Annotated in this window: 18 protein-coding genes; 7 read left to right on the top strand and 11 right to left on the bottom strand. The window is 61.2% G+C overall.

Annotation, left to right across the window (positions count from 1 at the left end; all coding sequences use genetic code 11):
• Nucleotides 1-41: 41 nt before the first annotated feature.
• Nucleotides 42-347, bottom strand: a complete 306-nt coding sequence (locus tag NKI79_RS00835) for a DUF1236 domain-containing protein (protein WP_352475486.1) — start codon at nucleotides 345-347, stop codon at nucleotides 42-44.
• A 363-nt stretch (nucleotides 348-710) separates the two neighbouring features.
• Nucleotides 711-1,007 carry a hypothetical protein gene (locus NKI79_RS00830; RefSeq protein ID WP_352799371.1) on the bottom strand — a complete coding sequence of 99 codons (297 nt, stop codon included), beginning with the start codon at nucleotides 1,005-1,007 and terminating at the stop codon, nucleotides 711-713.
• 168 nt (nucleotides 1,008-1,175) lie between these two features.
• On the opposite strand from NKI79_RS00830, the gene NKI79_RS00825 reads away from it, so the two are divergent.
• Complete coding sequence (locus tag NKI79_RS00825; RefSeq protein ID WP_352799370.1) at nucleotides 1,176-1,451, top strand: hypothetical protein; 276 nt, start codon at nucleotides 1,176-1,178, stop codon at nucleotides 1,449-1,451.
• 59 nt (nucleotides 1,452-1,510) lie between these two features.
• Here NKI79_RS00825 and NKI79_RS00820 read toward each other — a convergent pair whose 3' ends face one another.
• From NKI79_RS00820 to NKI79_RS00795, 6 genes are all read right to left on the bottom strand, one after another.
• Nucleotides 1,511-1,810, bottom strand: a complete 300-nt coding sequence (locus tag NKI79_RS00820) for a hypothetical protein (RefSeq protein WP_352799368.1) — start codon at nucleotides 1,808-1,810, stop codon at nucleotides 1,511-1,513.
• A 171-nt stretch (nucleotides 1,811-1,981) separates the two neighbouring features.
• Complete coding sequence (locus NKI79_RS00815) at nucleotides 1,982-2,305, bottom strand: hypothetical protein (protein ID WP_352799719.1); 324 nt, start codon at nucleotides 2,303-2,305, stop codon at nucleotides 1,982-1,984.
• On the bottom strand, nucleotides 2,305-2,508 hold the full coding sequence (locus tag NKI79_RS00810) for a hypothetical protein (RefSeq protein WP_352799366.1): 204 nt from the start codon (nucleotides 2,506-2,508) through the stop codon (nucleotides 2,305-2,307). Before NKI79_RS00810 ends, NKI79_RS00815 begins: the two co-directional genes overlap by 1 nt.
• On the bottom strand, nucleotides 2,493-2,762 hold the full coding sequence (locus NKI79_RS00805) for a hypothetical protein (RefSeq protein WP_352799364.1): 270 nt from the start codon (nucleotides 2,760-2,762) through the stop codon (nucleotides 2,493-2,495). The genes NKI79_RS00810 and NKI79_RS00805 overlap by 16 nt, the downstream gene beginning before the upstream one ends.
• Nucleotides 2,762-2,974 (bottom strand): hypothetical protein, encoded by a 213-nt coding sequence (locus NKI79_RS00800; RefSeq protein WP_352799362.1) that lies wholly within the window; start codon nucleotides 2,972-2,974, stop codon nucleotides 2,762-2,764. Before NKI79_RS00800 ends, NKI79_RS00805 begins: the two co-directional genes overlap by 1 nt.
• A gap of 1 nt (nucleotide 2,975) precedes the next feature.
• Complete coding sequence (locus NKI79_RS00795) at nucleotides 2,976-3,779, bottom strand: N-acetylmuramidase family protein (RefSeq protein ID WP_352799361.1); 804 nt, start codon at nucleotides 3,777-3,779, stop codon at nucleotides 2,976-2,978.
• Nucleotides 3,780-3,930: 151 nt separating this feature from the next.
• On the opposite strand from NKI79_RS00795, the gene NKI79_RS00790 reads away from it, so the two are divergent.
• The 6 genes from NKI79_RS00790 to NKI79_RS00765 all read left to right on the top strand — a co-directional run bounded on the left by NKI79_RS00790 (nucleotide 3,931) and on the right by NKI79_RS00765 (nucleotide 6,177).
• A complete protein-coding gene (locus tag NKI79_RS00790) occupies nucleotides 3,931-4,116 on the top strand; it encodes a hypothetical protein (protein WP_254820493.1) in 186 nt (61 codons plus the stop codon).
• A 173-nt stretch (nucleotides 4,117-4,289) separates the two neighbouring features.
• Nucleotides 4,290-4,439, top strand: coding sequence for a hypothetical protein (locus tag NKI79_RS00785; RefSeq protein WP_023721750.1), 150 nt, complete (start codon nucleotides 4,290-4,292; stop codon nucleotides 4,437-4,439).
• Nucleotides 4,440-4,615: 176 nt separating this feature from the next.
• Entirely contained in the window at nucleotides 4,616-4,783 is a 168-nt protein-coding gene (locus NKI79_RS00780; protein WP_352475494.1) for a hypothetical protein, read from the top strand.
• Between the two features lie 168 nt (nucleotides 4,784-4,951).
• On the top strand, nucleotides 4,952-5,125 hold the full coding sequence (locus NKI79_RS00775; RefSeq protein ID WP_352799359.1) for a hypothetical protein: 174 nt from the start codon (nucleotides 4,952-4,954) through the stop codon (nucleotides 5,123-5,125).
• 256 nt (nucleotides 5,126-5,381) lie between these two features.
• A complete protein-coding gene (locus NKI79_RS00770) occupies nucleotides 5,382-5,624 on the top strand; it encodes a hypothetical protein (protein WP_352705211.1) in 243 nt (80 codons plus the stop codon).
• 1 nt (nucleotide 5,625) lies between these two features.
• Complete coding sequence (locus NKI79_RS00765; protein ID WP_352705213.1) at nucleotides 5,626-6,177, top strand: acyltransferase; 552 nt, start codon at nucleotides 5,626-5,628, stop codon at nucleotides 6,175-6,177.
• On the opposite strand, the gene NKI79_RS00760 is transcribed toward NKI79_RS00765, so the two are convergent.
• The 3 genes from NKI79_RS00760 to NKI79_RS00750 are packed head-to-tail and all read right to left on the bottom strand — an operon-like array spanning nucleotide 6,166 to nucleotide 10,338.
• Nucleotides 6,166-6,879: a class I SAM-dependent methyltransferase gene (locus NKI79_RS00760; RefSeq protein WP_352799357.1), complete on the bottom strand. Its 714-nt coding sequence runs from the start codon at nucleotides 6,877-6,879 to the stop codon at nucleotides 6,166-6,168. The two genes, NKI79_RS00765 and NKI79_RS00760, sit on opposite strands and share 12 nt — an antisense overlap.
• Nucleotides 6,880-6,912: 33 nt before the next feature.
• A complete protein-coding gene (locus NKI79_RS00755; RefSeq protein ID WP_254820489.1) occupies nucleotides 6,913-7,131 on the bottom strand; it encodes a hypothetical protein in 219 nt (72 codons plus the stop codon).
• Nucleotides 7,132-7,134: 3 nt separating this feature from the next.
• Entirely contained in the window at nucleotides 7,135-10,338 is a 3,204-nt protein-coding gene (locus tag NKI79_RS00750; protein WP_352799355.1) for an SGNH/GDSL hydrolase family protein, read from the bottom strand.
• Between the last annotated feature and the right edge of the window lie 36 nt (nucleotides 10,339-10,374).

The following is a 10,374-nucleotide window of genomic DNA, read 5'->3' as shown; positions in this document are numbered from 1 at the left end:
CGTGACCTTTCCAAATCCGGTTCGCGGTTTGGGAGCGCCGATCACTCGATGACGTGCACGATCTTGCGGGTGCCTGGGTCGACGAGCACCGTGCGATTGCCGACGACGACGTATCTGTACTTCACGTCGGGAACATCGATCGGCTGCAGCTCGACCGTATCTGGCACCGTGGAACCGATATTGAGCTCCACGCCCAGAAGATTGATCGACGCCAACGGGTGCTTATGGACGTATTCGCGGATGACCGTCTGCTGTTCGGGCGTGACAATCACCTGGTCCGCGGTGGCCACGCCGACGCCGGCGAGCAACACCAATCCCGCCGCAGCAGGAACAAGGTGGATTTTCATCGTCTACTCCTGTTGTTACGGGCCTCGCCCTTAAAGTTTGCGACGCGGCATTCCGGTCGAAGCGGCGAACCCTCTAGGCAAACGCCCACGCCACCTTGTTGTTCCGTAAGTGGCGGCTAATCGAATGGTGGTGAAGTGCCCGCGCGGTGCGGCGAATGAACTGCGAATGAGCTACGGTGGCCCGCGTCGCAGGACGCGGGCCGATCGGTTTCCCGATCAGCAGCGACACCGGAGGGGGTGATATCGGCTGCGTCTGAAACAACGTTTAGGACAAGCTAATGTTCCTGAGCGAGGGCAACAAACCTGCCGGGACAGCGCGGCGTTACCGCCATGGGCAAGCCCCTGTGGCAGCAAATGAAGCGGCTACTGCTTGGGCGGCTGTGGCGGCACCTCGCCGGGCTTGAGCACCGGGGTCTTGCCCTCATTCGGCGGTGGCGTCGCCATGCCCTGATCGCCCGTTGGCGGCGGCTTCAGGACCCCACCGCATGGCTCGAGCGTGTCGGACAAATTGCTGCCGGCCGGCTTCTGCTGCTGGTTCTTCTGATCCTGCGGCTCGACCTTGCAGCGGTCGGATTGCGCCTGTTCGCCCGGCTGCGCGGCCGCCGGCGCCGCCAGCACCATCGCACCTAGCATATACGGCAAGAAAATGAGCGGTCTCATGTCGAGCTCCTTTCGCGCCAGTATCTTCTGAATGTGAAGGCGGGCAGGCGCGATTGGTTCCGTCGTGCGGCAATGCGCCCAGACCGCAGCGGCCCGGAACCGGCTGCCAGACTTATGAGTTCAACCACTGAGCCAGTTCAGGGCCGCCGACATTATGGAGAACCAGCGATGGAACCGCGCAGGAAAGAACGAACCGACGACGAGACCGAGAGCCCGACGATCCAGCAGCAGGACTGGGATGCCATCCGGAGCGGGAGAATCCTCCCTGACGGCGTGCCGCAAAACGGCGACATCCGTTACGACGTCGAGAAAGACGGCGAACTGCCGGAGGAGGACGACGACAACGCCTACCAGGACAGCGACGAGGCCTTGCCGGACGATACGGAGGAACGCGTTATTTCACGCGATCTCACACGCGAAGGTGGTCCTTTCGACGAGGAATGAGTGATTGCCTTTCGCACTGCGCTCGCTGTCCGGGTAGACAGTCGGATGAGCCCCTGCTTTCAATTCGGGAGGTCGAAGACCGGCTCCTGGCAGCGATAGACCAGACATTGACCGTCACGCGTCTTGATATACGCGGCGCGCGGCACTTGCGGCCAGTCGCATTCATTGCCGAATTGGCGGACGTAACGGTCGTAGGTGTTCTGGCCGGTGGTCAGCACCACCGAGCGATGCCTCTGGATCAGAAGCTGCGTCTGTTCGCATGTCATCGCGCGGCTGTCCGGCCGGGCGTCGGCCGCCGCGGCAAACAGAAGCGCCCCGGCTGTAAGGACTGCCGCTTGTGTCAGGACTCTGGCAAGCATGCCACCATCTCCCGTGAAGCCTAACGCGCATCTTGGTTTCGCAAGCGCCGGATCGAGCCGCCCTCGCAAAGAAAAGATCGTACAGATTGCCAGGGAAAATGCAAAAGCCCGCCGCACCTTTCGGCGCGGCGGGCTTCAACTGAACGTCACTCTTAGTCAGGCTTGGGCGGCTTACTCCTCCTTCACCGGCCCGAACCGGCGCACGAGCATTTCGAAGACGATATCCGAGATCCACATCGCCGATACGCCAATTAGAAAGGCCGCGGCCAGCGTCGTGGTGTCGTCGTCCGGAGAAGGAAAGGGCAGGCCAGCGGCGCGGAAATAATGCACGACCGGCAGCGTCAGATAGGCCGCCGCCAGCGCGCCGCAGATCGGCGAGGCCACCATTTCGCGGACCTTGTAGCGGTGACGTGACAAGGCCCGCAAAATGCCGCCGGACAGGCCGGCGACCAATACCGGCGCCTTGATGCCCAGAACGTCGAGCAGCTCATGCATCATGGCGTCCACCCCCACCATCTGGCGCCCTGCCCGTTGAAGGCGTTCATCTCGTCGAGCTCGGGCCGGGTCATGGCGGCGATGACCGGGGCGGATGGCCGGCGTGGCTGACTTTGGTCGCACCAGACTTGCCGCGGATTGCCGGCCGGCGCGGTTGTCGTGCAGCCGGCCAGCACCAGGCAGAGGATCAGCGCCTTGCCCATCTCTCAGCCTCCGCTCTTGCTGCCGCATCGGTCATGCCGGCGGCCTTCCGCCCTTCGGCGGAAGCCTCGCGGTTCATTTCGAGGCGGTCCTCGGCGGCCGCGATTTTTGCCTGGGCCTGTTTGACCGCCTCCTTCTTCGCCCGGTTGATGCCGCCGGCAATGTAAAGGCCGATGCCGCCGGCCACAGCAGCGAATATCGTCATGACGACCTTGTTGCCGATGATGGCGCTGAGAATGGCGAGGAGCGCGGTCATCACAAATCCTCGGCGCGGCGGCGGCGCAGGAACTCGGTCAAGACGCCGTTGATCACAAGAAACCAGGGGAACCATTCCCCTGGGATGATCGGCGAAAGAACCTGCGGGTCGACATAGGTGACGATGCTCGCGATGATGCCGATAGCCGCCTGAAGCCGCGCCCAGACTATTGTTTCGCTGCCGCGGAAGAAGCTCTTGATCCGGGTCCACATGTCATTTCCTTCCGAATAGTTTGAGGATTGCTGATAATTTGAGGATAGTGGCGATCAGCGCTGCCCAGAGGCCGGGCCTGGCGGCAGGCGATGGAGGCGCGGAGGACGCGGGCGTGGCGGTCGCTTGTGGAACCGGAATTGGCTTCGCTGGCTCTGGCGGAGCTGCAGGGACGACCGCCGACGACACCGGGCCGGCAGACAGCCAAGGCGTGTCCTTGATGCGCGACCATTTGCGATAAGCCTCGGCAAGCCTGGTATCGTAGGCGTTCTTGCGATAGCCGGCGCCGTTGTAGCCCTTGGCGAAGCCCGCCCAGTCATGGTTGCGCAGATTGTCGTCGAGCTTGTTCGTCTTGATGAAATTGATCGCGGCCTCAAGCTGGGCTTCCTCGTCGGCCATCATCGCGTCCACCATGGCCTGCACTGTCGCAAACCCGGCGGCGGCGTGGTTTTCGCCGAGAACCTGGCCAAGACCCCATGACGCGGATTTGAGCGCCGCGGTTTCGTCGATCGCACAAGCTGCCTTGAGCCGTGGGTAGCCATCCCTGGGATAGGGCTTCTCGCCCCACTTCGAATAGGCGAGGCCAGCGGCTACCGCTCTTGCCCGCTTGGCACCCGACAGGTTGCGATAGAAGACGTGCGGTTCGAACAGGATGATCGGCCGGCCAAGGGCGTCGAAGCCATGCCCGCTCGTTTCAATATCGAGGAACGCGTGCATCTCGTCCTCGCCCACGCCGATCCGGGCGCCGAGTTTCGGCAAGTCGAGATCATCGAGGCGCTTGGCAGCGCCCTTGAACAAAAGGTCCATAGGTTTCCTTTCCGCCCTTGCGGGCAGGGTTTTGAGGTTGAAACAGCACGTGCGTGGCGGCAGAGCAGAATTGGGCGGCAGCGCGCGCCGATGTGGCAAGCAAGGTTGATGTTTTCGACCCGCCATGTGAAATGGCCGCGGGATGGTGCACATGTCTGATGATGAACAAACCGCTGCGGCGCGCTGGACGGTGAAGTCCGAACTCCGCGCCGTCGGCCGCGACAAGCCGCTGCTGCTGGTGCTGGCGGCGATCCTCTGCCTCTATTGTGCGTTTATCGCCGGACCGATCGTCTATGCGGTGCTGGCCATCAACGGCATTGCGGATTTCTTCAAATGAAGCCGGTTCCGGCGATCTCGCTCCGGTCCCGGTTCCTGCGTGCACCGCGCCCGAAATTGCTCGACCTGGACGAAATTGCTTAGCCGGGATGAAACTGTTCCCGTCTATCGTTCGTACCTGTAGCGGGTACGGGAGGACACGTGACGATAAGAATCAGGCTTCCAGGCGGGACTTTGAAGATCAAGAAAAGGGACGAGCTGCGGCGGCGCGAGCAGAAGCGCGAGGTGCCGGTTTGGCAAGTCGGCAATTATTTCGTCATCTGGTGGCCGAGCGGCATGTCCGATCGCCCATCGTCGCCCAACAAGTCCTCGCCCAGGAAATAGCCCGGGCACCCGACGATCCCGACCCGGCACTGATGCCTCGGTGCCGGATCAGGAACCGCCGTGCGCGCCAAACTTCCGAGACCGCTCGACAAATCCCAGAAAAAGTCAGCGGACAGGCGTTGACTCTTCCGCCACGGAAGGTTTTGATGCTGCATTGCACAATCAGGCGGGGGCCGATGGCAGTACGTATCAGAATGCCAGGCGGCACGCTGAAGGTGAAAGTGTACCGCGAATTGCGCGATCGCGAGCGCACCCGCCGCATACCTGTCGTCAAGATCGGCCGGGTTTATTTCACCTGGTGGTCGAACCGCCAGCGACTCATTGACGACCAGTCGCCACGGTGAACGTCCCAAATTCTTCCGACCTGGCATGCGCCTGGGAAGCCCGCTCAGCCTCCGCAGGCGAGCTCGCAAAATAAGTTGATGAGGCTGCTGTTGACTCTTCCGTAAGGGAAGGTCTCTATTTACCGCATTGCACGAAAATTGCTGCGTTGCACAACGGGAGTTGGACCGATGGCAGTGCGTATCAGGTTGCCTGGCGGCACTCTGAAGATGAAGACCTATCGTGAGTTGCGAGCTCGGGAGCGCGACCGCCGCGTGCCTGTGATGAAGATGGGTTCGCTTTATTTTATCTGGTGGTCGAAAAGCCAGGAACCTCACCAGAAGCCGCAGGACAGCAGACGGTAGCGGCTCCGCCGGCGACGGGTCCGCGTCACCGATGAACCCCGACAATTCCGAAATACAACTCCAGCTGTAGGAATTTTTGGTCGGCCGGGTGTGCCATTGTTGGTGCGCACAGCATCCAGAGCGGCCCTCGCAGAGCAATTCTTCCGACGTCTTTTCGGCGATTTTCAAACGGCGTCCAGACTGGCGGGCGCGGGTGTTTGCAACTTGCAAACCGTCGCCGCTTGTCGCAATAGCTAGGTCGTAAAGAGACGCATGGATGATGGAGGCTGACCTGTCTATTGCGAACAGCCAATTTCGGTTGTCGGCTCAGTTAGCCGACGAGCCACCAATCCGACGTGCAATTATTGATTCGGACCTCGAAGATATTGATTCGGACCTCGAAGACGCGGCGCGGACATTCTTCGAAGGGGTATCTGAACACCAACATTGGAAGCATTTCTTCGAGCGATCGCAGCTTTTCGCAGAGAGGGTGCGAAAGTCGCGCTTCGGCCGCAACTGATATGCCATTCGTTCCACCATTCCTCTACCGCCTAGCCGGCATCAACTCCGGCCCCGAAACGAAGCTAAGTTTGCGGAGCGTCCGCAGTTTGCGGCGAGGCAAGCATGCGATCGGCGAAGAATGCATCATCAACGGCGTCTTTTCCTTCGATCGCGCCGATGCAAAGATCACCGTTGGAAAAAGATCCTATATCGGCAAGAGCCACCTCGTGGCGGCTGAGAAGATCGAAATCGGAGATGACGTGATCATTAGTTGGGGTACCACAGTCGTCGATCACAACTCACACGCGACGGGTTGGCAAGACCGCAAGGAAGATGTCGCCGACTGGCATCAGGGAAAAAAGGACTGGTCAAAGATCACCATTGCGCCAGTGAAGATTGAAGACAGCGTCTTTATCGGCTTCAACGTCATTATTCTCAAGGGCGTAACGATCGGCAAGGGATCGGTCGTTGGTGCGGGGTCTGTCGTCACGAAAGACGTGCCGCCCTTTAGTATGGTCGGCGGTAATCCTGCAAAGCAAATCGGCGGCGCTGCTGCTAGATCATTGACTTGAGCACAGAGCTCCGGCCATGTAGGCCATGCTGCGCATCGCCGTCTTGGGTGCAAACCTTAGAAATTCGGTCCGCAGTCTGTGTTTTACCCATCCTTTTTTTTCGCCAGCCAAATGCTGTTCATAGGCGAGGTCGTGCGCAAAAACCTTTAGCCGTTCTACCTTTAGCCCGGACGTTTTGAGAAGGTTTTCAAACGTTTGGGGCGTGTAAAAGTTGATATGCCCATACGGCCCTGACATTCGAATGGCCTTGCTGAGATCTCGCGTATGCTCCAAAGGCACTTCAATATAGAGCTTCTTGCAGACCCGAGCTGCCTCCCTCAGAAACATCCGTTCGTGCTCGACGTGTTCGACGACGTGAATGGCAAGCCCGAGATCGAACGACTTGTCGGGATGAGGGATGTGATAGCCGTCGAATACGTCGATGCTGTCCAGTTTGGCGATTTTTCTTGCCTTGATGGCCTCGACGCCGCTCTTCGAAATCTCGACGGCGCCAAGCTTCTTACCGAGCCCCTTCCTGTTCAGCTTATCCAGCACCGCACCTTCGCCCGCCCCGATGTCAAGAATCCTGTCGAAGAATTGGCCTTGAATGACCGCTTCGATGTGCCCGACCGACTGGTTTGAAGCTATGTCCCGTTTTGCGGCTACTTTTCCATCGGCGTAATAGTCGTCATAGATGTCGATGATGCTGCCGGCATGCGCCATGAGACAATCCTCCAAGGATAGCCCCCGCCGACCTCATCCTGCCATTGCCTGCGAATGGCGTCCAGCGTCGACTACGCCGCCTACCCAGACCTCAACGAGACCCTCAATGTCGCCGTCAGGAACCGGGATTTCGCGGCTGTGTGCCGGATCCTTCGGCTTTGCGACCATGATCATTGCGCCCACCACCAGCCATTCCTCGCCCTCCTCGAGCTCGGTGATGATTTCGCCCTTATGCTGAATAGCGAATGCCATTGCTTATCCCCTTTCCGCGACTTGTTCGATGAAGCGCAGCGCATTGCCGTCATGGCCGGCATCGTTGAAATGCAAGCCCTCTTGATAGTTTCCCGAATTGATGTAGTCGAAGCCGTCGATCGGGATGGTCAGCACATTGCGCGATCGATAGGTTTGACGGATTGCGCCAAGGGCGGCATCATAGCTCCGACCGCCCGTGTAGCTTGCATCCCATGCGGCTGACGGCCGCGTCGGCGGCATCACAAGGATACGCGGTGCAGCGGCCGCTTCCAGCGTGTTGATGATTGTTGCGATGTTTGCCGATATCGTGGCCGGCGGCGTGCCAAAGCTGTCATTGATGCCGAGCGCCAGGATGGGCACGATCTTGCCGCCGGCGTAGCCGCATTGAGCGGCGGCCGATGTAAGACGCGCGGTGTTGAATGACGAGAAGGCATAGCTGCCGTGTGCCGCGCGCAAGGTGCGCAGGCGCGGACGCGAGCCGGCCGCCTTGACGCCAAGCCTGATGAGCCCGGTAATCTCGACAGGACCGCCGACAGCCGTAAGAGTGTAATTGCCGCTTGCCGCCTGCCCGGTGAGCGACGGCCCCGAATACCTATCAAGCGCCAGGGCGCCGGCGCAGTTGACGGTTTTGTACGCCGCGCCGCCGTTGAAGACAAAGGCAAGCGATCCCTGAGCGGTGTCCTGAGTGTAGTGGACGTCGACCTGTTCATAGGTGCCGGCAAACGCCAAGGAAGCGCCGGCGGCGAGGATGATGCTCTCGCCGATCGGCCCGCGCGACCCTGTCGACACGCTCCCGGCGACGGTAACGCCATAGAAAGTCGGAAGGTAGGTAGAGCTTGGCCGCAAAGCAGTCATGCCCGGTTCATCGTCGGCAATGCCGATATTGGCAAAACGCGTAACCAGGTTGAACCAGTGTTTCGGCCCGTCGCTGGCAAGCGCCCAATGGCCGATGCTATCGGCGATCAGGCAGAGCACATCGTTGTTGGCGATGTGTTCGGCCATCGTCGCGCGAAAGCCGTCATAGAGATTTTGCAGCGACGGCCGGCGCGGAATGAAGAAGCGCTTACTGTTGACGGCCGGCTTGCCAGGTCCCCAAAAACCGTCGCCAGATGCGGGAATAGCCGTCAAGGCGAAATTTCCAGGCGGCACATAGGGATTGGGATGAGCGCTCGCCGCGGACGCAAACAGCGCGGTCGCATCGACGACGCCGTTAGGATCGGCGCCAGCCAGCAGGTTCATGCCGGTATTGCTAGCGCCGCCGGTCAAGGCCCGGTCGGCATCGGCGAGCAGACCGGTCTTGATCGTAAAGCGGACCTCGTACCGATGCTGGGCGGACGATGCTACGGTCGCGCCATTGGACAGCGCGCCTGATTTGATCCATGCTGGGATGCCTTGCGGGTTGACGTTGTTTTGAAATTTGTAGGCGCCACCGCTGATCGCCGGATATTTGCCGGCTGGGATTGGGATACCCAGCGGGATATGAACGACCCCGTTGACCAGCGTCACCGCATATGTGCTTAGGATGTTGACCACCAACCCGCCGAGATAGTCCACTACATGAATGAGCGCAGCGCCGGCGCCAGCGCCAGCGCCAACGTCCACCGCTGTAATATGGCCGTCGGCCGGCGCTGGCGTCTGCATGATGACGCTGTAGCTGCCCGGAACGTCCGACCCCGTGTTGACCAGCGTCGGCCAACCGATTTCCTGGCTAACGCCGACAGCGGAAACGAGACCGTTTGCCGTGGTATAGGCAGCACGCGCCTTGACGGCGACTTCGCCGGTGAAGGTCGCCTTCCACTGCGGACCATTTACAGCGCCTATAGTCTTGGCAGTGTGCGAGGCCGGAACCGCCGCCGTGAACCACTCGACTTCGCCGTTCGGAATTGCCCCGGCAGTGTAGTACCAGCTACCAGCGCCAGTGCGCTGGACGCCCATGACGCTGCCGGCAGGCTTCAGGATCGAAAGCCCTGAAACAACAGACGACGGGCCGGCTGGAACGGACATTGTCTGCTCGGAAACCAGGCTAAGCGTCCCGTCGCCCTCGACGTGGGCAATAAGGATGTGGGCTGTTCCCGGCACGATGCCAAATCCAAGCTCCAAGGTCGACAGATATTCATCGACCGTCGACAGCGATCCAGGCCAGAAATAGACGCTGTCGTTCGTAATCACCGTGCCGCCGACGGAACCCGTGATCGGAACGGGTCCGACGATCCTTGAGCTGATCAGGCCAATTTCCGCCGTTGCCGCCCGGACGCCCGTATCAACTGCTGCCGGTCCGGCCCCGACATTGAATAACCCCAAAGAACCAGTCGAAACTTCGGTCCAGAAATACTCGCCGACATCGACATTCCTGCCCAGCACCGCCGCAGCGGCGGCGCCGGCCAGTCCGGCCGACGCCGCAAAGCTGAACGACGGCGCCACCGTGTAGGAGCCCGGCGCCGTGATCAGTATCTGCGTCAGCGCCCCGCCCGCCACCACGAAGCGGCCGGCAGCGCCCGACCCGGTGCCGCCGGTAAACGCCAGGTCGAACATGCCGTTGGCGCCGCTCGAGCCTGGCGTGATCGCACCGTTGCCGGCGACGCCGAAACCGATTGCCGCGGCAGTCGTCGGGAAAATGCCCTTGCCGTAGAGCGAAGCGTCGCGTGCAGCCTGAGCGCTGATGACGGCCGCCGCGGCCGCGACGGCATCGGAATTGGTTGCAGCCCGGTCGGCTGTGGTTTGCCCGGCATTCGCTGCTGAAGCGGCAGCACTCGCGGATGCCTGGCCGGCGCTGGCTTCGGCAGCATCCTTCAGCGCCTGGGTTTCATCGCGCAATGCTTCGACCTCATCGACCATCTCCGCGATGTCGGGCGGAACGGATGCGGCGACGGTGATGGCATCGGCGCCGACGGCCGGTTCGTCGGCCGTGAACTCGAACACGCGGTCCGCATTGACCGATCCGATCTGGGTGTGGACCGTCGTGCCCTTCTGCAGGGTGCGCGTAGTGCGGGCATCGGCGGCGCGGAACCATTCGCCTGCGCTCGCCGTGTAGATGCCGTTCTGCGTCGGGTCGGCCTGGTCCTTGACCAGCACGCGGTCTCCGACCTCGGCCGGCACGCCGTCGATCGCGTGCAGGCCATGCAGGAGGATGTCGGCCGTGGTCGCGAGGCGCACGGGTTCGCGTTCGCCGGTCAGGAGACGAACGGCAGCAGTTGCAGGTCGCGACATGAGGGCTTGCTCCATAAAAAAAGCCCCGCACAAGCG

Source organism: Mesorhizobium sp. M0340 (assembly GCF_040321535.1).
In the GTDB taxonomy this organism is placed as follows: domain Bacteria; phylum Pseudomonadota; class Alphaproteobacteria; order Rhizobiales; family Rhizobiaceae; genus Mesorhizobium.
Note: the sequence above shows the minus strand (reverse complement) of the source record. Positions and strands in the feature narration are given on the sequence as shown.

Coding starts and splice junctions, on each gene's coding strand:
- NKI79_RS00800 (WP_352799362.1), bottom strand. CDS start 2,974: ATGTGGACCCGGATCAAGAGCTTCTTCCGCGGCAGCGAAACAATAGTC.
- NKI79_RS00835 (WP_352475486.1), bottom strand. CDS start 347: ATGAAAATCCACCTTGTTCCTGCTGCGGCGGGATTGGTGTTGCTCGCC.
- NKI79_RS00750 (WP_352799355.1), bottom strand. CDS start 10,338: ATGTCGCGACCTGCAACTGCTGCCGTTCGTCTCCTGACCGGCGAACGC.
- NKI79_RS00805 (WP_352799364.1), bottom strand. CDS start 2,762: ATGACCGCGCTCCTCGCCATTCTCAGCGCCATCATCGGCAACAAGGTC.
- NKI79_RS00760 (WP_352799357.1), bottom strand. CDS start 6,879: ATGGCGCATGCCGGCAGCATCATCGACATCTATGACGACTATTACGCC.
- NKI79_RS00790 (WP_254820493.1), top strand. CDS start 3,931: ATGTCTGATGATGAACAAACCGCTGCGGCGCGCTGGACGGTGAAGTCC.
- NKI79_RS00775 (WP_352799359.1), top strand. CDS start 4,952: ATGGCAGTGCGTATCAGGTTGCCTGGCGGCACTCTGAAGATGAAGACC.
- NKI79_RS00780 (WP_352475494.1), top strand. CDS start 4,616: ATGGCAGTACGTATCAGAATGCCAGGCGGCACGCTGAAGGTGAAAGTG.
- NKI79_RS00770 (WP_352705211.1), top strand. CDS start 5,382: ATGATGGAGGCTGACCTGTCTATTGCGAACAGCCAATTTCGGTTGTCG.
- NKI79_RS00810 (WP_352799366.1), bottom strand. CDS start 2,508: ATGGGCAAGGCGCTGATCCTCTGCCTGGTGCTGGCCGGCTGCACGACA.
- NKI79_RS00815 (WP_352799719.1), bottom strand. CDS start 2,305: ATGCATGAGCTGCTCGACGTTCTGGGCATCAAGGCGCCGGTATTGGTC.
- NKI79_RS00755 (WP_254820489.1), bottom strand. CDS start 7,131: ATGGCATTCGCTATTCAGCATAAGGGCGAAATCATCACCGAGCTCGAG.
- NKI79_RS00765 (WP_352705213.1), top strand. CDS start 5,626: ATGCCATTCGTTCCACCATTCCTCTACCGCCTAGCCGGCATCAACTCC.
- NKI79_RS00830 (WP_352799371.1), bottom strand. CDS start 1,007: ATGAGACCGCTCATTTTCTTGCCGTATATGCTAGGTGCGATGGTGCTG.
- NKI79_RS00820 (WP_352799368.1), bottom strand. CDS start 1,810: ATGCTTGCCAGAGTCCTGACACAAGCGGCAGTCCTTACAGCCGGGGCG.
- NKI79_RS00825 (WP_352799370.1), top strand. CDS start 1,176: ATGGAACCGCGCAGGAAAGAACGAACCGACGACGAGACCGAGAGCCCG.
- NKI79_RS00795 (WP_352799361.1), bottom strand. CDS start 3,779: ATGGACCTTTTGTTCAAGGGCGCTGCCAAGCGCCTCGATGATCTCGAC.